Annotated in this window: 17 protein-coding genes; 10 read left to right on the forward strand and 7 right to left on the reverse strand. The window is 50.8% G+C overall.

From position 1 onward, the window contains the following. Positions 1–4: 4 nt before the first annotated feature. The 10 genes from rbsA (at position 5) to AC6IB1_RS01110 (ending at position 8,919) form a co-directional block, all read left to right on the forward strand. Positions 5–1,510 carry a ribose ABC transporter ATP-binding protein RbsA gene (gene rbsA, locus AC6IB1_RS01065; RefSeq protein ID WP_497566544.1) on the forward strand — a complete coding sequence of 502 codons (1,506 nt, stop codon included), beginning with the start codon at positions 5–7 and terminating at the stop codon, positions 1,508–1,510. Next, a complete protein-coding gene (gene rbsC / locus AC6IB1_RS01070) occupies positions 1,507–2,487 on the forward strand; it encodes a ribose ABC transporter permease (protein WP_497566545.1) in 981 nt (326 codons plus the stop codon). The genes rbsA and rbsC overlap by 4 nt, the downstream gene beginning before the upstream one ends. Positions 2,488–2,579: 92 nt before the next feature. Beyond that, the gene (gene rbsB / locus AC6IB1_RS01075; protein WP_497566546.1) at positions 2,580–3,458 is read left to right on the forward strand and encodes a ribose ABC transporter substrate-binding protein RbsB; all 879 of its coding nucleotides are present in this window, start codon (positions 2,580–2,582) and stop codon (positions 3,456–3,458) included. A 176-nt stretch (positions 3,459–3,634) separates the two neighbouring features. Next, entirely contained in the window at positions 3,635–4,555 is a 921-nt protein-coding gene (gene rbsK, locus AC6IB1_RS01080) for a ribokinase (RefSeq protein ID WP_497566547.1), read from the forward strand. Positions 4,556–4,567: 12 nt separating this feature from the next. After that, positions 4,568–5,581 carry a substrate-binding domain-containing protein gene (locus tag AC6IB1_RS01085; protein WP_497566548.1) on the forward strand — a complete coding sequence of 338 codons (1,014 nt, stop codon included), beginning with the start codon at positions 4,568–4,570 and terminating at the stop codon, positions 5,579–5,581. A gap of 220 nt (positions 5,582–5,801) precedes the next feature. Beyond that, the gene (locus tag AC6IB1_RS01090) at positions 5,802–6,047 is read left to right on the forward strand and encodes a hypothetical protein (protein WP_497566549.1); all 246 of its coding nucleotides are present in this window, start codon (positions 5,802–5,804) and stop codon (positions 6,045–6,047) included. Positions 6,048–6,367: 320 nt separating this feature from the next. Beyond that, positions 6,368–7,516: an L-threonine dehydrogenase gene (gene yiaY / locus AC6IB1_RS01095; RefSeq protein ID WP_497566550.1), complete on the forward strand. Its 1,149-nt coding sequence runs from the start codon at positions 6,368–6,370 to the stop codon at positions 7,514–7,516. A 99-nt stretch (positions 7,517–7,615) separates the two neighbouring features. Continuing rightward, positions 7,616–7,921, forward strand: a complete 306-nt coding sequence (locus tag AC6IB1_RS01100) for a DUF6482 family protein (protein ID WP_497566551.1) — start codon at positions 7,616–7,618, stop codon at positions 7,919–7,921. Positions 7,922–8,084: 163 nt separating this feature from the next. After that, entirely contained in the window at positions 8,085–8,363 is a 279-nt protein-coding gene (locus AC6IB1_RS01105) for a hypothetical protein (RefSeq protein ID WP_497566552.1), read from the forward strand. 115 nt (positions 8,364–8,478) lie between these two features. Further along, positions 8,479–8,919 (forward strand): DUF4156 domain-containing protein, encoded by a 441-nt coding sequence (locus tag AC6IB1_RS01110; protein ID WP_497566553.1) that lies wholly within the window; start codon positions 8,479–8,481, stop codon positions 8,917–8,919. 163 nt (positions 8,920–9,082) lie between these two features. Here AC6IB1_RS01110 and katG read toward each other — a convergent pair whose 3' ends face one another. From katG to AC6IB1_RS01145, 7 genes are all read right to left on the reverse strand, one after another. After that, positions 9,083–11,257: a catalase/peroxidase HPI gene (gene katG, locus AC6IB1_RS01115; RefSeq protein WP_497566554.1), complete on the reverse strand. Its 2,175-nt coding sequence runs from the start codon at positions 11,255–11,257 to the stop codon at positions 9,083–9,085. A 284-nt stretch (positions 11,258–11,541) separates the two neighbouring features. Then, entirely contained in the window at positions 11,542–12,954 is a 1,413-nt protein-coding gene (locus AC6IB1_RS01120) for an aspartate aminotransferase family protein (RefSeq protein ID WP_497566555.1), read from the reverse strand. Between the two features lie 18 nt (positions 12,955–12,972). Beyond that, on the reverse strand, positions 12,973–14,487 hold the full coding sequence (locus AC6IB1_RS01125) for an NAD-dependent succinate-semialdehyde dehydrogenase (RefSeq protein ID WP_497566556.1): 1,515 nt from the start codon (positions 14,485–14,487) through the stop codon (positions 12,973–12,975). 180 nt (positions 14,488–14,667) lie between these two features. Next, positions 14,668–15,147, reverse strand: coding sequence for an Lrp/AsnC family transcriptional regulator (locus AC6IB1_RS01130; protein ID WP_497566557.1), 480 nt, complete (start codon positions 15,145–15,147; stop codon positions 14,668–14,670). Positions 15,148–15,256: 109 nt separating this feature from the next. Then, positions 15,257–16,267, reverse strand: coding sequence for a N(2)-acetyl-L-2,4-diaminobutanoate deacetylase DoeB (doeB, locus tag AC6IB1_RS01135; RefSeq protein WP_497566558.1), 1,011 nt, complete (start codon positions 16,265–16,267; stop codon positions 15,257–15,259). 20 nt (positions 16,268–16,287) lie between these two features. Then, a complete protein-coding gene (gene doeA, locus AC6IB1_RS01140) occupies positions 16,288–17,475 on the reverse strand; it encodes an ectoine hydrolase DoeA (protein WP_275872892.1) in 1,188 nt (395 codons plus the stop codon). A gap of 405 nt (positions 17,476–17,880) precedes the next feature. Next, on the reverse strand, positions 17,881–18,054 hold the full coding sequence (locus AC6IB1_RS01145) for an ATPase (protein ID WP_005502428.1): 174 nt from the start codon (positions 18,052–18,054) through the stop codon (positions 17,881–17,883). Between the last annotated feature and the right edge of the window lie 113 nt (positions 18,055–18,167).

Raw genomic sequence — 18,167 nt, forward strand, 5'->3', positions numbered from 1 at the left:
TCCTATGACTCAGGCAATATTGCAACTCAGCGAGATTGAAAAAGCTTTTCCTGGCGTGAAAGCGCTGGATAAAGCCAGCCTCAACGTTTACCCAGGGCGCGTGATGGCGCTGATGGGGGAGAACGGTGCCGGTAAATCGACGCTGATGAAAGTGCTTACCGGCATTCACCCGCTGGATGGTGGCTCAATTCATTACGAAGGCAAAGCGGCGGCGTTCAAAGGGCCGCGTGATTCGCAGCAGGCCGGTATCAGCATTATCCACCAGGAACTGAACCTGATCCCGGACCTGACTATCGCTGAGAATATTTATCTAGGCCGCGAGTTCACCGGCTCATTCGGCCGTGTACTTTGGGACAAAATGTACGCCGAAGCCGATAAACTGCTGGCTCGACTGAACGTGAAGCACAGCTCAAAGACTTTGTTGGGTGCGCTGAGTTTGGGCGAGCAGCAAATGGTTGAAATCGCCAAAGCGCTGTCGTTTGAATCCAAGGTCATCATCATGGATGAGCCAACGGATGCATTGACCGACACCGAGACAGAATCTCTGTTCAAGGTCATTAATGAGCTTCGTGATGAAGGCTGCGGCATTGTATATATCTCCCACCGTCTGAAGGAAATCTTCACCATTTGTGATGACATTACCGTGCTGCGTGACGGTAAGTTTATCGGTGAATGTCAGGTGAAGGATATCGATGAAGACCGCCTGATTGAAATGATGGTGGGCCGCAAGCTGGAAGAGCAATATCCACGCATTGCCGTTACCCACGGCGACACCTGTCTTGAAGTGAAAAACGTTTCTGGCGCAGGTGTGAAAGATGTCAGCTTCACCCTCAAGCGCGGCGAGATCCTCGGTGTGTCGGGCCTGATGGGCGCAGGTCGCACTGAACTGATGAAGGTGATTTACGGTGCGCTTCCGCGTGATGGCGGCGACATCAAACTCAACGGTAAAACCGTTAATCCAATTAGCCCACGTGATGGGTTGGTCAACGGCATTGCCTACATCTCTGAAGATCGTAAAGGCGATGGCCTCATTTTGGGACTCTCGGTGAAGGAAAATATGTCGATTTGCTCTCTGGATAAGCTGAGCAAAGGCATGCAAATCCGCCATAACGATGAAGTGATTGCGGTTGATGATTTTATCAATCTTTTCAACATCAAAACCCCAACCCGCGAGCAGTTGATTGGCAACCTTTCCGGTGGTAACCAGCAGAAAGTGGCGATTGCCAAGGGCCTGATGACCAAGCCTCGTGTGCTGATCCTCGACGAGCCAACCCGTGGCGTTGATGTGGGTGCGAAGAAAGAGATTTATCAGCTAATCAACCGTTTCAAAGCAGAAGGTATGAGCATCATTCTGGTTTCTTCTGATATGCCGGAAGTGCTGGGAATGAGCGACCGAATCATGGTGATGCATGAGGGCCGCATTACCGGCGAGTTCGATGCCAAAGATGCCGATCAAGAAACATTACTGGCCTGCGCTGTAGGTAAACACGTTAAGAAGGATGCAGCATGAATAGTAACGCCGTAACCCAACCAAACGCTGAAGGTAACAAGCTGTTCAGCAAAGCGTGGTTGATTGAACAGAAATCGCTTATTGCGCTTCTGTTCCTGATTGTCGTGGTGTCGTTTTTAAACCCTAACTTTTTTACCGTCGATAACATACTGAACATTCTTCGCCAGACGTCAATTAACGCCATTATCGCAGTGGGGATGACGCTGGTTATTCTCACCGCAGGGATTGACCTGAGTGTGGGTTCAGTTCTCGCACTGTGTGGCGCCTTTGCAGCAACATTGATTGCGATGGAAGTGCCAGTGCTGGTGGCGGTGCCAACCGCGCTGTTCGCCGGTGCAGTGCTGGGGGCGATCTCCGGCATCATCATCGCCAAAGGCAAAGTGCAGGCATTTATTGCCACGCTCGTCACCATGACGCTGCTGCGCGGCGTGACCATGGTTTACACCGAAGGCCGTCCAATCTCTACCGGTTTCACGGATACCGCTGATGCATTTGCCTGGTTTGGTACGGGTTACGCGCTGGGTATTCCGGTTCCTGTCTGGATCATGGTGGTGGTATTCGCCGCGGTCTGGTACCTGCTAAACCACACCCGTTTCGGTCGCTACATCTATGCGTTGGGCGGCAATGAGTCAGCAACCCGACTGTCTGGTATCGACGTCGACAAAGTGAAGATTGGTGCTTACGCCATTTGTGGTCTGTTGGCCGCTCTTGCAGGGATCATCGTGACCTCACGTCTTTCTTCTGCGCAACCTACCGCAGGCATGGGCTACGAGCTGGATGCGATTGCCGCAGTGGTACTGGGCGGTACCAGCCTGATGGGCGGTAAAGGCCGCATCATGGGTACCCTGATTGGCGCGCTGATCATCGGCTTCCTGAACAATGCTCTAAACCTCCTGGACGTTTCTTCTTACTACCAAATGATTGCCAAAGCGACAGTGATACTCGCTGCGGTCATGATCGACAACAAAAACAAGTAACCCTACGAATTTCAATTTAAACCAAAAATTTACGTGTAGAACGCGCCGGTGTTACCGCCATCGGCGCAGCCAAAAACAAAAGGACCCAAACCATGAAAAAACTATCCATGCTTATCTCAGCGGCACTGCTTTCTTCAACCGTTTCTGTGGCTGCACAGGCGCAGGACACCCTGGCGATTGTAGTATCAACCCTGAATAATCCCTTCTTCGTTACCATGAAAGAAGGCGCAGAAAACAAAGCCAAGGAACTGGGTTACGACCTGATTGTGCTGGATTCACAAAACGACCCGAGCAAAGAGCTCTCGAACGTGGAAGATTTGACCGTTCGCGGTGTGAAGGCGATTTTGATTAACCCAACGGATTCTGCAGCGGTTTCCAACGCCATCCGTATTGCAAACCGCAGCGAGATCCCAGTTCTGACGCTGGACCGCGGTGCGCAGCGTGGTGACGTGGTAAGCCACATTGCGTCTGACAACGTGGCAGGCGGCGAAATGGCTGGTAAGTTCATCATGGAGAAAGTGGGCGAGAAGGCAAAGGTTATCCAACTGGAAGGTATTGCCGGTACGTCAGCAGCCCGTGAGCGTGGCGAAGGCTTCATGAACGTGGTAAACGGGGGTTCAATGGAACTCTTGGCGAGCCAGCCTGCAGACTTCGACCGCACCAAAGGTCTGAACGTGATGGAAAACATGCTGGCGGCCAACCCGGATGTTCAGGCAGTATTCGCGCAGAATGATGAGATGGCACTGGGCGCGCTGCGTGCGGTTCAGGCGTCAGGCAAAGACGTGATGATTGTTGGCTTTGATGGCACCGACGACGGTATCGCAGCCGTAAAACGTGGCAAACTGGCAGCAACGATTGCACAGCAGCCTGAACTCATTGGTGCCATTGGTGTGGAAACGGCAGACAAAGTGCTGAAAGGTGAGCAGGTTGAGAAGTCCATTCCTGTTCCACTGAAAGTGGTTACTCAGTAAATCCCCAGTCCCTCCCTCTGGAATAGGGGGAGGGAGCACATCATCAATGCAAAAGCCCAGTGCTTTGGCGTCTTGATAAAGAAACCAAATCACTGAGTTTTTATAATCAACAACACGGTTTTAAGTGCCAGCAATTGTTCAATGTTTTGGCTGGTAACTTGTCTGAGGATAGCGCGATGAATAAGTTAGTGGTTTTAGGAAGCGTTAACGCGGACCATGTATTGCAGGTGCCTTCTTTTCCCCGTCCGGGTGAAACCCTGCATGGTCACAATTATCAGGTTATCCCTGGTGGTAAAGGGGCAAACCAGGCTGTGGCTGCTGCACGCTTGAAAGCGGATATTGGTTTTATTGCCTGTGTGGGCGATGACCCATTTGGTGTAAATATCCGCGAAAGCTTCAAATGCGATGGCATCAATATTGGCGGCGTAAAAATGCAGGCGGATTGCCCAACAGGTATTGCCATGATTCAGGTCTCTGATAGCGGTGAAAACAGCATTTGCATCTCAGCGGAGGCGAACGCCAAACTGACGGCTGAAGCGGTTGAACCTGAGCTGGAACGAATCCGCCAGGCGGAATACCTGCTGATGCAGTTAGAAACGCCGATTGATGGCATCGAACGCGCGGCACAGGTAGCGAAAGAGCATGACACCAAAGTGATTCTTAACCCGGCTCCGGCGCGTGAGTTGCCTGAAAGCCTGCTGGCCTGTATCGACATTATCACGCCAAACGAAACCGAAGCTGAGGTGCTGACCGGCGTGAAAGTAGACGATGATGCGTCAGCGAAAGCGGCTGCAGATGTGCTGCATGGCAAAGGCATTGACACCGTGATGATCACCCTGGGTGCAAAAGGTGTGTATGTCAGCCAGAATGGCGAGGGACACATTGTGCCCGGATTCCGTGTTGAAGCAACAGACACCACCGCAGCAGGTGATACTTTCAACGGCGCATTCGTCACTGGTTTAATGGAATCCATGCCTTTAGAATCAGCGATTAAGTTTGCCCACGCCGCGGCAGCAATTTCTGTCACCCGCTTTGGCGCGCAGACGTCGATCCCGACCCGCGAAGAAGTGGATGCCTTCCTGAAAAGCCACGCCTGATAAGGAGATGATATGGCAACAATGAAAGACATCGCGAAGTTAGCCGGTGTTTCCACCTCGACCGTTAGCCATGTCATCAACAAAACGCGCTTTGTCAGTGATGAAATTGCAGAGCGCGTAAATAGAGCCGCGAAAGCGCTCAATTACACTGCGCCTTCCGCTCTGGCGCGCAGTTTCAAAACCAACCGCACCAACACCCTCGGCATGATAGTGACCACCTCCACCAATCCGTTTTTCGGCGAAGTGGTTAAAGGGGTAGAGCGAAGTTGCTATCACGCCGGGTATAACCTCATCCTTTGCAACACTGAAGGCGATGCCCAGCGCATGAAGGCTTCGATTGATACCCTGATGCAAAAGCGGGTTGATGGCTTTATCCTGATGTGCGCCACGCTGGAAGGGGAGTATTCGGAGATTCTCGAAAAGCTCAACACCGTGCCAGTGGTAGTGATGGACTGGGGACCGATTTCCTTGCCCTGTGACAAAATTCAGGATAACTCTCTGCGCGGTGGCTACCTTGCGACGAAATACCTTATCCAGCAGGGGCACCGGGAGATTGGCTGCATCACCGGGCCATTGGCAAGGTATCAGGCTCAAATGCGGTATCAGGGATTTAAGCGTGCGATGAAAGAAGCCGTGCTCGATATCAATCCCAAGTGGGTAGTGGAAGGCGATTTTGAATGTGAAAGTGGCTATCAGGCACTGGCGGCGTTCAAACGCAGTGGTAAGTTGCCGTCCGCCATTTTTGCCGGGAATGACATGATGGCTATGGGGCTGATTAATGCGGCCAGTGAACAGGGGATTTCCGTTCCGGGCGATCTTTCTGTGATGGGGTATGATGACATACACTTGGCAAAATACATGACACCTTCGCTCACCACGGTACACCAGCCGAAATACCGTCTTGGCAAAGCGGCAGTGTATGCATTGGTTCAGCGGATTAGCGACAGCGCCCGCGCCCCCCAGATTGTTGAATTGGAACCCACTGTGGTGGAACGTGGCTCGGTTGTCGCACTCAATGGCCAATAGATAGCTTAACTAAGGCGGCAATTTGTGGGATGTGCTGTCTCGTTAAAGAGGAAGTGGACAGTTTCTTCATGTCGCTATTTTCGCTATTACATGTATATAAACTCGCTGAACCCTGCATTTTCAGGTGGTGTTTAAATTTTGAGATCAACGCTCTTGTTTAAGAAAAAACAAAGTATTTATGAACCATGGTTGAGTTTTATACGGTCTGTTTAACAATTAAATGAAGAAGACAGTTTTCTTTGGTGAGACTGGTGAAGCAGAGCGACCTAGCATGAAGATTTGGCCATATGATGGAAAACAGGAAGAGAAGACGTTTGTAGCAGACACCACATTGATTGATGGTGTCTATGTGATAGACAGGCGATCGAGAAGAAACAGGCGCAGGAATCGCTGCAAATACCAAGGGTACGACCGGCGGGTTAGTGCAGACCGTCGTGGCAAAGCGGACGTTGACGAATATATCTAACACCCTCCCCACACAATCCTTTTTAGTCCGGTTTAATATACAAAGTTTTTTGTCGATCCGAACGTCTCATTCTGGCAGACGATTTTGTGGTAACTCGAAGTTATAAAGAAAAATATTTGGTTGTTTCATAATCTTTGCGATATACGACTTAAGATCTGTGTCAAAGTCTTATGCATTTATGTCAGTATTGGTTCGTGAATTTGAACCAGGTCAAAGTTATGCGCGCGGTTAAGATGTTACAAAAACTGGGCACGAAAAAAACGGGTTACACCATCGCCGTGTATTCTACAGTGAAAAAACAGACACCCAGGAGAATCGCCATGACAAGCGCATTTTTTATCCCTACTGTAAACCTGATGGGCGCAGGTTGCCTTGTCGATGCTGCCGACGCCATTAAGTCCCATGGCTTTAAACACGGCCTGATTGTGACCGATAAGGTACTGAACGAAATTGGCGTTGTAGAGAAAGTGGCGTCCTTGCTGGCAGAGCGTGATGTAAAAACCGTGGTATTCGACGGTACCCAGCCCAATCCAACCATTGGAAACGTTGAAGCAGGCTTGGCGATCCTGAAGGAAAATGACTGCGATTTCGTTATTTCCCTGGGTGGCGGTTCGCCTCACGATTGTGCAAAAGGTATCGCGCTGGTGGCAACTAACGGCGGCGAGATTTCGGATTATGAAGGTGTGGACCAATCAGCCAAAGCGCAGCTTCCACTGATTGCGATTAACACTACGGCGGGCACAGCGTCTGAAATGACCCGCTTCTGTATTATCACCGACGAAGCGCGCCATATTAAAATGGCAATCGTGGACAAGAACACCACACCACTGATTTCAGTCAACGACCCTGAACTGATGCTGGCAAAACCGGCGTCGTTGACTGCGGCAACAGGTATGGATGCCTTGACCCATGCGGTTGAAGCCTATGTGTCAACCGCCGCTACGCCGATTACCGATGCGGTTGCGATTAAAGCGATAGAGTTGATCCAGGCTAACCTTCGCACAGTCGTGAATGATGGCCAGAATTTGGTGGCACGAGAGCAAATGGCGTATGCACAGTTTATGGCGGGTATGGCTTTTAACAACGCATCGCTGGGCTACGTGCATGCAATGGCGCACCAACTGGGTGGCTTCTATGACCTGCCACACGGTGTATGTAATGCCGTGTTGTTGCCACACGTTCAGCGTTATAACGCCCAAGTCTGCCCAAGCCGCTTGCGTGATGTAGCGAAAGCGATGGGTGTAGACGTTGAGGGCTTAACACCTGAACAGGGTGCTGATGCCGCAATCAATGCGATCCAGGCACTGTCAAAAGATGTGGGTATTCCAGCAGGCCTTGAAGTATTGGGAGTAAAAGTGGACGATATTCCTGTTCTGGCGGATAACGCATTGAAAGATGCATGTGGTTTCACCAACCCGAAACAGGCAACACACGAAGAAATCTGCGAGATCTTCCGTAACGCAATGTAAGCCACACATCCTTTCTCGCATAAGCCGCTTTTCGAAGCGGCTTTTTTGAACCATCAAGAAGGGCTTGCCGTAGATTTCTGGTGACAGCAGGAGATCACGATGAAAATATCCCTTACCAAGCTCGAAAAATGCGTTGCTATCGATAAACTGATCATCCATTCACTGGATTTGTGCCTGTATCAGGCTTCCGTGATTATTGAGGGTGACGAATATTTCGTATGTCACGATGATGGCAATTTCCTTCGCTCTCACTCCCTTATCGACATCCAAAAATACTGTAAGAACCTCAAAGCAAAAGAGGCCGTGCTTCGACAGGAAAGCGCTTACGACGAGATGATTGGCGCATCCTCTAAAAGAGAGAGTAATGCATTGGAAGTGCCGCTGAAAGATCACGGACTTTATTAGGTTGCTGAGACCTGTCGACCTTGATAAATCCGACTATTTTTGTGTTGCGTCTCACCCCAGTTCAAATAAGATTTGAATCTCGGTTTGTACTGTATATTCTTTTAGTTTCCAGACGTTAACCATTCAAATCTTCAAGGATTTACTCGAAGGACGGCTAAATACGATGAGTACATTTTGGGGTAAAGTTAATGCGTCGCTTTCCGAGACGCTCAAGGATCTTTCTGAGTATCAGGAAAGGGTGTGGATTGTCAGTGTCCGCGACAACCAGCTGCTGAACGATTCTTTCGTTGTCTCGGAAGACACGTTTCGAGAGCCCATGGATTGGATGATCGACCAAGGGTATCCAGACGATGTGCTTGAAGCGCTGGAATACCAAAAGCTATCCCAAACCATCAGTGTTAAGGTTGGCAATGTTGAGCACTGTATCATGCGCGTAAAGTAGCGTAATGGCATCAAACTCCCTCAAAGATACAATGCGAGATTAGTGTATTTTCTATTTATTTTTCAATGGGTAACGATAAACTTCGTGCCATTGATGACGTTGTGTATTCATTTTTATGAAAAAAGTCATGCTTGGTGTTGCTACGGCAGCATTGCTTTCCGGTTGTGTTACCTTCCCAACGCAAGAATCAGAACAAGTGAAAGTTATCTGGGATGATGTGAGTGCTATTCAAGGTTGCGAACATCTGGGAACGGTGATTGGCTCTGAAGGTCATTTCTATGATTACTGGCTGCATGCTGACAAGGATATGGTCTGGGGGACACTGAACCAGATGCGCATCAAAGCCGCTGCAAAAGGTGCCGACGTACTGTATCTTTACCAGCCTTTTGGTTTCCTGAGCTCAGTCACCATGTTTGGTAATGCCTATGCGTGCGGTGAGAAACTGGCAGATACGGAGGTTGTTGCTGAAGAAGTTGCAGCCGAAGATTCTGCCGTCGAAGTCGAAGAGGCTAGCACTGAGGCCACAACGGATACCAGCGCAGGTGACGTGGAGTAATTTACCGTAATTCAAACAACCTTACAGTGCAAACGAAACGCACTGTTGAGTTAGATGGAAAAATTTATCCGTATGTCACTCTGGATGTTTCGTCATACAAAAATGCCGCTCGGATGAGCGGCATTGTGAGTCGGATTAATGCTTAACTGACAGCGCGTTACGCTTACGCGATATCAAAGCGGTCTGCATTCATCACTTTGGTCCACGCGGCAACAAAGTCTTTCACAAATTTCTCTTTGTTGTCGTCCTGTGCATAGACTTCGGCATATGCCCGGAGGATAGAGTTAGAGCCAAATACCAAATCCACACGGGTCGCTGTCCATTTCACTTCACCGCTGCTGCGTGAAACGATGTCGTAGGAGTTGCGGCCGGTTGGTTTCCAGCTGTAATTCATGTCCGTGAGTCCAACGAAGAAATCGTTGCTCAAGGTGCCGACGCGGTCGGTGAACACACCATGTTTTGAACCGCCGTAGTTGGTGCCCAGCACGCGCAGTCCGCCGATAAGTACCGTCATTTCCGGTGCTGTCAGGCCCAGCAGTTGGGCACGGTCCAGCAACATTTCTTCTGGTGCAACGGCATAGTGCTTCTTCTGCCAGTTACGGAAGCCATCTGCGACAGGCTCAAGTACCGCAAATGATTCAGTATCGGTCTGTTCCTGGCTTGCATCACCACGACCCGGTGCGAAGGGTACGGTGATGTTAACGCCCGCTGCTTTCGCTGCCTGTTCAACACCCAGGTTACCGGCCAGCACGATAACATCTGCCACGCTGACACCGCTTTCCTCGGCAATGGCTTCCAGTACATTCAGTACTTTGGCCAGTCGCTCCGGCTCGTTACCTTCCCAAGTGTTTTGCGGTGCCAGACGAATACGGGCTCCATTTGCGCCGCCACGTTTGTCAGAACCCCGGAATGTGCGCGCGCTGTCCCATGCGGTGGCAACCAGTTCGCTGACAGACAGGCCACTTGCTGCGATTTTCGCTTTTACTGCGTCAACATCATAGTCAGTGCGTCCCGCTGGGATTGGGTCTTGCCATAGCAAGTCTTCTGCCGGTACATCCGGGCCAAAGTAACGGGATTTCGGGCCCATGTCGCGGTGGGTCAGTTTGAACCATGCACGGGCAAACACCTCAGAGAAGTACGCAGGATCCTGATAGAATTTCTGGGAAATTTTCAGGTAGTCCGGGTCCATTTTCAACGCCATGTCGGCATCTGTCATCATTGGGTTGTGACGGATGCTTGGGTCTTCAACGTCGACAGGCTTGTTCTCTTCTTTGATGTCGACAGGTTCCCACTGCCATGCACCCGCTGGGCTCTTGGTCAGTTGCCATTCGTGGTTGAGCAGCATGTCAAAGAAACCGTTGTCCCATTGGATAGGGTTGGTTGTCCATGCGCCTTCAATGCCACTGGTCATGGTATCGCGGCCAATGCTACGGGTGGTGTGGTTTTGCCAGCCGAGGCCTTGTTCAGAGATATCAGCGCCTTCTGGATCTGGACCGATATTTTCGGCCTTGCCGTTACCGTGTGCTTTCCCGACGGTGTGACCGCCTGCGGTCAGGGCAACCGTTTCTTCATCGTCCATACCCATGCGGGCGAAAGTGACGCGCATATCCTGTGCGGTTTTCAGCGGATCCGGATTCCCGTCAACCCCTTCTGGGTTTACGTAAATCAGGCCCATCATGACTGCGGCCAGTGGGTTTTCCAGATCGCGTTCTTCTTTTGCATATCGGCTGTTTTCGCCGCCGCTTGGCGCCAGCCACTCTTGCTCTGAACCCCAGTAAATGTCTTTTTCTGGGTGCCAGATATCTTCACGGCCGAAAGCAAAACCAAAGGTTTTAAGACCCATCGACTCATACGCCATGTTACCGGCAAGGATTATCAAATCTGCCCAGCTGATCTTGTTGCCATACTTTTGTTTGATTGGCCAAAGCAAGCGGCGTGCTTTGTCGAGGTTGGCATTGTCTGGCCAGGAGTTGAGGGGAGCAAAGCGCTGGTTACCTGTGCTCGCGCCACCGCGACCATCACCAATCCGATAAGAACCTGCAGAGTGCCAAGCCATACGAATCATCAGGCCGCCATAGTGACCCCAGTCTGCTGGCCACCAATCCTGGCTGTCAGTCATTAATGCTTTGAGGTCATTTTTCAGTGCGTCAACGTCTAACGTTTTGAGGGCTTCCCGATAGTTGAAATCGGCACCGAGGGGATTGGATTTGGTGTCGTGCTGATGAAGGATGTCGAGGTTGAGTGCATTTGGCCACCAGGTGACATTAGAATTGCCGGATGATGTCATTGCACCGTGCATTACCGGGCATTTGCCCGCGCTTCCGTTTTTGTTATCCATGCTTTGCACCTTGATTGTGTTTTCAGTTCGTGTTTAAGAATGTGTGTTTCTCTACGCTTCCTAATATTGACAATAATCCTGATTGGTAAAAAAGGACAATGGCTTTGTTCTATGAGTGCAATAGGATCGTTCTATCGTCATTTTTTAGGAGGGGTAAAGTGTGCGGGTTCATGGCACCACTCTCGTGGGCTTTGGTCTCTAAATAGCCCATTTCCGGTAGAAAAATTTTTGCGGAACAGTGTGAGTTGTTGGGCAGGGACACGCATGGCCCCTGCCTTTGGACGTTATGTGGCTTTCCAGCACCCGCTGTTGACAAGGGTATCGGTGACCTTATCGACGGCTTTTCTGGCACGAGTGACAATCTCATCGATGTCGGTGCAGTCAACAATCAACGGTGGTGCAAAGCCGAGGATGTCACCGTGGGGCATGGCTCGGGCAATTAATCCCTGCTCCAGACACGCTGTCGCAATTTGTGGGCCGACTTTCAGGTTAGGATCGAAATGTTCACGTTTGTGCCTGTTGCTGGAAAACTCAAGGGCATGAAGTAAACCAATACCGCGGCTGTCACCGACAAGAGGGTGATCAGCAAAAGCAGCTTTCATCTGCTGCTGGAAGTATGCGCCGGTGTCACGGGCGTTTGCCGTCAAGCCTTCCCGTTCAATGATGTCAAGGTTACACAGGGCAGATGCCGCGCCGAGCGGGTGACCGGAATAAGTATAGCCATGGCCGAATGCCCCCCATTGGTCTGTCCCGTCTTCGAGCACGTTCCATACTTTTTCGCCGACCATAACGCCAGATAACGGTTGATAGGCGGAAGTGAGACCTTTGGCAACGGTAATAAGATCTGGCTTCATCTCGTACATGATGGACCCGAAATCGGCCCCCAGACGGCCAAACCCGCACACCACTTCATCAGATATCAGCAGAATGTCGTATTTATCCAGTACGTTACGGATTTCCTGCCAGTAACCTTGCGGCGGCGGAACAATACCGCCTGTCCCAAGAACAGGCTCGGCAATCATAGCTGCCACCGTTTCCGGGCCTTCGGCGAGGATCATTTTTTCCAGCTCACCGGCGCAGTGTCTGGAGAACTCGCGCTCGGTCATGCCATCATCTTCCCGGCGGTAGTAGTACGGCGCAATGGTGTGTTTAATCCGCTCAAGTGGCAGGTCAAAGTGTGCGTAGAAGAGGGGCAGTCCGGTCAATGAGCCGGAAGCGATGCTTGAACCATGATAGCCACGGTCTCGGGAGATAATTTTCTTTTTCTCCGGCAAACCGCGTACATTGTTGTAGTACCAGACCAGTTTGAGCTGGGTTTCATTGGCATCGCTGCCGGACATGCCGTAATAGACTTTGCTCATGCCTTGCTCTGCCATCTTGAGGATCCGTTCAGACAGAGTGATCAGGGCTTCATTGGTGTGGCCGACATAGGTGTGGTAGTAGGCGAGCTTTTTCGCCTGCTCGTAGATGGCTTCTGCCATCTCTTCGCGTCCATAGCCGATGTTGACGCAATAAAGCCCGGCAAAGCCATCAATCAGCTCAACACCCTCGGAATCTCGAATGCGGATACCTTTGGCATCGGTAATGATGCGACCCGCCATTTCGCCATGGGCATACTGTTTGAGATGGGTAGAGGCGTGAAACACGTTCTGGCGGTCTGTCTCAAGCAGGGCTTTGGTATCAATGTTCTGAGTCATAACACACTCCTTTTTTCGTCAGCAGCCGCTGGCTGTGGGTAAACCGCCGAGGCAGTAGTATTTGATTTCGCTGTATTCATCGAATCCGTGGCGACTGCCTTCACGGCCGAGGCCGGATTGCTTCATGCCGCCAAAAGGAATGGGATGACCTGTCATCTTCACGCTGTTGACACTCACCATGCCAAACTCCAATCCACGCATCAGTTTCCAGATGTGGCGAATGTCGTGACCATAGATATATGCGGCGAGGCCGTATTCGGTGTCGTTAGCCTGTGCAATCACCTGATCCAAATCGTCATATGCCAGCACGCCCGCAACCGGGCAGAAGTTTTCTTCGCGGTAAACGGCCATGTCCGGCGTGACATGGGTCAGCAGCACGGGGTTGAAGAAGTTATTGCCCGGCGGTGTTTGGCGGTTTGTTGTAATCAGGTTTGCGCCTTTTTCCAGCGCATCATCCACCAGTTTTTGCGCCTTTTCGACGGCCTGTCGGTTGATCAGTGGCCCGATATCGATGTTTTTGTGCATGCCGTTGCCCACTCGCAGTTTCTGCATGCCGGATGCAAAGGCATCGATAAACGCGTTATAACGATCTCTTGGCACAAAAATCCGGTTCGCGGCAAGGCAATCCTGACCAGACGTCTGGAATTTGGCATCGATAGCGGCTTTTGCTGCGTCTTTAATGTCCATATCAGGCAGCACAATGAAAGGGGCATTGCCGCCGAGCTCCATCGAGCATTTCTTGACGGTGTCTGCACTCTGGCGAAGCAGTATTTTGCCGACGCGGGTTGAGCCGGTGAAAGAGAGGGCTTTGACTTTTTCTGACGCGCAGAGGGTTTCAGAGATCATGGGGACATCACCGGTCACCACGTTAAACACACCGGGCGGAATATCGGCGCGTTCGGCAAGTTCGGCCAATGCCAGTGCTGAAAAGGGCGTTTCATTGGCTGGTTTTACGACCACGGTACAGCCAATTGCCAGCGCTGCCGCGGCTTTTCGTGTGATCATCGCGTTGGGAAAGTTCCAGGGCGTGATAAGTGCAGCAACACCGATGGGTTCACGAATGGTGGCCAGTTGTGCATTGGCGATGTGGCTGGGAATGGTTTCACCATAGGCGCGGCGTGCTTCTTCGGCAAACCAACTGACAAATGACGCGCCGTACCCGATTTCGCCACGGGCTTCTTCAAGCGTTTTACCTTGTTCCAACACCATTAAGCGCGCCAGATCTTCTTTGTTTTCTAACAACAGACGGTGCCACGCCATCAACTTCACCGCACGTTGCTCTGCAGAAAGCGCCCGCCATGTGGTAAACGCCTTGTCAGCAGTGCTGATGGCGGTCTCGACCTGTGCTTTTTTCAGCGAGGTGACATAACCGATGACGTCGTCGTTGACAGGGTTGGTGACGGCGATGTCCTGCTTGCCCGTTACCCATTTCCCGTTGACGTAAGCAAGCTGGCGAAACAGGCAGGCATCATCCAGATGTTCCAGCACGGCATGGCTTGCTTTTCCGTCATGTAGCAGATTTAGCTCGGTCATAATATGACCTCCCCGGTTGAGTAAATGCGTTCTCCCACTGAAAAGGTATGCCAGCCGCCGCGAAATTGTTTTCTGTTAGGCAGGCAAAACAAGGCTGTTTTTTTTAAATCTGGCTTTAAGAGTGTCTGTTTTTTCTGGCGAAACGTGGGAAGGGATGAATACCCCGGCGTGTATCTTTGATCATCGAATCAGGTTTTCGTCGATCTCAATCACTGCCTGTTGGTGCTTGATGGTTTTGGTCACAATGTAGGTATAGTAACGCTCAATCCCAAGGTCTGACATCAACCAGCTGTCGACAAGGCGCTGGTATTGGTCGATGTCTTTTGCCATTACGCGGAGGATGTAATCCACGCCGCCGCCGGTTGCAAAGCAGTCTACAACCTCTGGACATGCCTGCATGGCGTGCTCGAAACGCCCAAAGCTTTCTGCATCATGTTTTCCCAGCGTGACTTCAACCAGTACCGGCGTTTTCTTTGCCAAAATACCGGGGTTGATTTTGGCGCCATAGCCTTCAATGATCCCGGCTTCTTCAAGGCGTTTGACCCGCTCCCAGCATGGGCTGATCGACAGGTTGATTGCGTCGGCAAGGTGTGACTTGGTGATGCGCCCCTGAGTGGCCAGAATGTGAAGGATTTTGGTGTCGTAACGATCAAGCCGCATTGCGTTCTCCAAATGGCAGAGGTGGGAAAGCCAACGTGCAGTGAATCCCGTTGTTTACCTGCCTTCCTGTAAGCGTGGTATAGTGTTGGAAATATTGGAAATTCAGGGATTATTGAAGAACGGGTTTCGCCAGCACGGCGAAGGTATCACCGATATTAATTAAAGCCATGTGCCGTCGGGCGGCAAGGATACCGTCTGTTTGGGCGCGGTACTCGGTCGGACATTCTCCGGTCCGTTCCATGGAATAGATGTGGGCAATAAGATCGCCTTGTCTGATTTTCTCTCCCAGTGACACGCACATCTCGAGGATGCCGCTGTGCTCACTCTGCAAATAGCATTGGGCAGTGGGGATCTCCAGATACTGAGGCGCGGCGGGTGGGTCAATATAAGTTTTTTGTAAGATGCCACTGTAGATCAGGAAGTTGTGGATGCCTCGATCGGCGATTTCGAGGGTTTCAGGTGTCGTTGTGCCACCTCCGCGCAATTCGGTGGTGACAAACACTTTCCCCTGATTCTCGACGGCAGTGTCATAGAGCTGGGTTGGATCCATTTCTTCCATGTAAAAGCAGTAAGGCGCGCCAAACAGTCTTGCACCTTCCAAACAACGCTGTTCCAGGGGTTTGTCGCGCAAGCGGTGTGCGGCAGCGAAAGGCAGGATGTCCAGCGTCTTACCGCCGGAATGGATATCCAGTGCGGTGTCGCACATGGGGATAAGGTAGCGGTTGAAATAGTCCGCCATGCGTTCGGTCATTCCCCCGTAAGGATGACCGGGAAAAGCGCGGTTCATGTTGCCATTATCGATAGGGGAAACCCGGTTGCCTGCTTTTACCGCAGGCTGGTTCATCATGGGGATGATAATGACCCTGCCTTTAATCTGGTTAGGGCTGAGCGAATGACAAAGCTTCAACAGTGAGGTAATGCCTTCGTATTCATCGCCATGGTTACCGCCGGTTAACAGGGCGGTGTGTCCTTCGCCATTTTTGATGACAGTGATTGGCGTCATAATGGCGCCCCACGCAGAACCGTCATGGGAATAGGGCAGTTTTAAAAAGCCATGCTGGATTCCGTCGGCCTCAAAATTCACGGTGGCAGATACTGAACTTGGCGGAAGCGTTGCCATAATCTTTTCGTCCCTACGTTTCAGTGTTTAACAAATAGCTGTCGGGGGAAATTACACAGAGTTTCTGCACCGTATTTTGTGATCACAATACTTTCCGTGGTCTCCATGCCCCAGTCGTCCATCCACAGGCCCGGCATAAAGTGAAAGGTCATGCCTTCTTTCAGCACTGTGTTGTCCGTCGGGCGCAGGCTCATGGTGCGCTCGCCCCAATCCGGGGGATAGCTGATACCAATAGGGTATCCACAGCGTGAACCACCACGGTCAAACCCATATTTTTCCATGGTGGCATTAAGGGCGGCGGCAATGTCACCACAGGTGTTACCGGGTTTGGCAACCATAAGCCCTGCCTCAAGACCTTCATTCAATGCATCGTTAGCCCGTTTGAAGTGATCTGCTGGCTCACCAAGATAAATGGTGCGTGATAGCGGACAGTGATAACGACGATGCACGCCTGCCATTTCAATGAAAGTGCCTTCGCCTTTCTTGAACGGTTTATCATCCCAGGTTAAGTGTGGTGCTGACGCATCAATCCCTGATGGTAACAGGGGGACGATGGCTGCGTAATCGCCAAAATGACCGTCATGGCCGATCACAGAATGCTTGTTAATTTCAGCCACCAGAATGTGTTTTGGCAAACCTGGCTCAATTAATTCGTAGGCGACCCGGTGCATGTTCTCGACAATACGGGCGGCGGCGCGCATGTAATAGAGCTCCTGGTCTGATTTTTCTGCCCGGCACCAGTTAACCAGTCCGGTTGCATCAATAAACGAGGCGTTAGGCAGGTTTTCCTGTAATGATTCATAGGCAGTCGCGCTGAAATAGTAATTGTCTTTCTCTACGCCAATGCGTCCTCTATCCCAAAATCTTTCATATAAGATTGTATTGGCAAGGTATTCCATGGGATGGAGAGGAGGATTCATCACATAGTGGTCGGGGTAGCCAATCACGTTTTCGCGATGCATATACACAGTGCGGCGTGCGCCGTTGGCATCCTGTCCACGGCCGAACCAGATGGGTTCGCCGGTATGACCGATGACAACACACTGAGGCACGTAAAACGACCAACCGTCATAACCTGTCAGCCATGACATATTGGACGGATCATGGACGATCAATAAATCCAGTTCATGGTGTTCCATGACTGCACGGACTTTCGCCAGCCGGACGCCGAACTCATCAAGCGTAAAATTAAGCACAACGTCACTCATGCCCCTTCCTCCTTATATACCGCCCCTGTAGGACGAACGTTGACATCACAAGAGTCATCGCCAGTCATCAACTGCTATAAGTGGTGGAATTTGGGGTCAATATTCCGCCTTGTCAGCAAGATGAATGTTTTGCCTCTCAGCTTTGTTTTGTCACGGCCAGCTCGTGTTGTTAGATGGCTTGACATGCCTCATTAAGAACTGTGAATACCTCTACAAATGTAATGCAATGTACTGCAATGTAACAAAAGTGTTTATAAAACAGTTTACTTTACACTTACACCATTGGTTTCAAATTGGTCAATAAAAATATTGAACTATGACTTTCGGGCTAACTTTCAATATGGGGCGAGAAAACAAAAACGCGCCATAGAAGGGCGCGTATACTCTCAGGCAAGCCTGTCAAGATCAGTGCGTTTTCTTGCCACCAAAATACTTTTCCAGAATCTCAGGTGTTAATTCACCTTTGGCTTCAAGCGCTTTCAGCTCTGCTGCAATGCGCTTTTGCTCTTCCATTGAAGGTAAAGGAATATCCGGTTCGCGTTCTGGCGCATGTTTAATCAGGTTTTCTATATCGATCATGTCGTCTTTCACCTATTGAGCGTTAGAGGCCATTTTAATGAAAAAGCGCAAGCGCTAGCAAGTTTGCGAGTTTCATATCTGTGGCGTGACGAATCTTAATCAATGTCTTGTGT

The sequence above is a fragment of the Grimontia sp. THUN1695 genome (genome assembly GCF_059704325.2).

Excerpts from the sequence above, each read along its gene's own strand:
- AC6IB1_RS01120 (WP_497566555.1), bottom strand. The coding sequence starts at position 12,954 with ATGACTCAGAACATTGATACCAAAGCCCTGCTTGAGACAGACCGCCAG.
- AC6IB1_RS01105 (WP_497566552.1), top strand. The coding sequence starts at position 8,085 with ATGAGTACATTTTGGGGTAAAGTTAATGCGTCGCTTTCCGAGACGCTC.
- rbsK (WP_497566547.1), top strand. The coding sequence starts at position 3,635 with ATGAATAAGTTAGTGGTTTTAGGAAGCGTTAACGCGGACCATGTATTG.
- AC6IB1_RS01090 (WP_497566549.1), top strand. The coding sequence starts at position 5,802 with ATGAAGAAGACAGTTTTCTTTGGTGAGACTGGTGAAGCAGAGCGACCT.
- AC6IB1_RS01100 (WP_497566551.1), top strand. The coding sequence starts at position 7,616 with ATGAAAATATCCCTTACCAAGCTCGAAAAATGCGTTGCTATCGATAAA.
- rbsC (WP_497566545.1), top strand. The coding sequence starts at position 1,507 with ATGAATAGTAACGCCGTAACCCAACCAAACGCTGAAGGTAACAAGCTG.
- AC6IB1_RS01130 (WP_497566557.1), bottom strand. The coding sequence starts at position 15,147 with ATGCGGCTTGATCGTTACGACACCAAAATCCTTCACATTCTGGCCACT.
- doeB (WP_497566558.1), bottom strand. The coding sequence starts at position 16,267 with ATGGCAACGCTTCCGCCAAGTTCAGTATCTGCCACCGTGAATTTTGAG.
- AC6IB1_RS01145 (WP_005502428.1), bottom strand. The coding sequence starts at position 18,054 with ATGATCGATATAGAAAACCTGATTAAACATGCGCCAGAACGCGAACCG.
- rbsA (WP_497566544.1), top strand. The coding sequence starts at position 5 with ATGACTCAGGCAATATTGCAACTCAGCGAGATTGAAAAAGCTTTTCCT.
- AC6IB1_RS01085 (WP_497566548.1), top strand. The coding sequence starts at position 4,568 with ATGGCAACAATGAAAGACATCGCGAAGTTAGCCGGTGTTTCCACCTCG.
- yiaY (WP_497566550.1), top strand. The coding sequence starts at position 6,368 with ATGACAAGCGCATTTTTTATCCCTACTGTAAACCTGATGGGCGCAGGT.
- rbsB (WP_497566546.1), top strand. The coding sequence starts at position 2,580 with ATGAAAAAACTATCCATGCTTATCTCAGCGGCACTGCTTTCTTCAACC.
- AC6IB1_RS01125 (WP_497566556.1), bottom strand. The coding sequence starts at position 14,487 with ATGACCGAGCTAAATCTGCTACATGACGGAAAAGCAAGCCATGCCGTG.
- katG (WP_497566554.1), bottom strand. The coding sequence starts at position 11,257 with ATGGATAACAAAAACGGAAGCGCGGGCAAATGCCCGGTAATGCACGGT.
- AC6IB1_RS01110 (WP_497566553.1), top strand. The coding sequence starts at position 8,479 with ATGAAAAAAGTCATGCTTGGTGTTGCTACGGCAGCATTGCTTTCCGGT.
- doeA (WP_275872892.1), bottom strand. The coding sequence starts at position 17,475 with ATGAGTGACGTTGTGCTTAATTTTACGCTTGATGAGTTCGGCGTCCGG.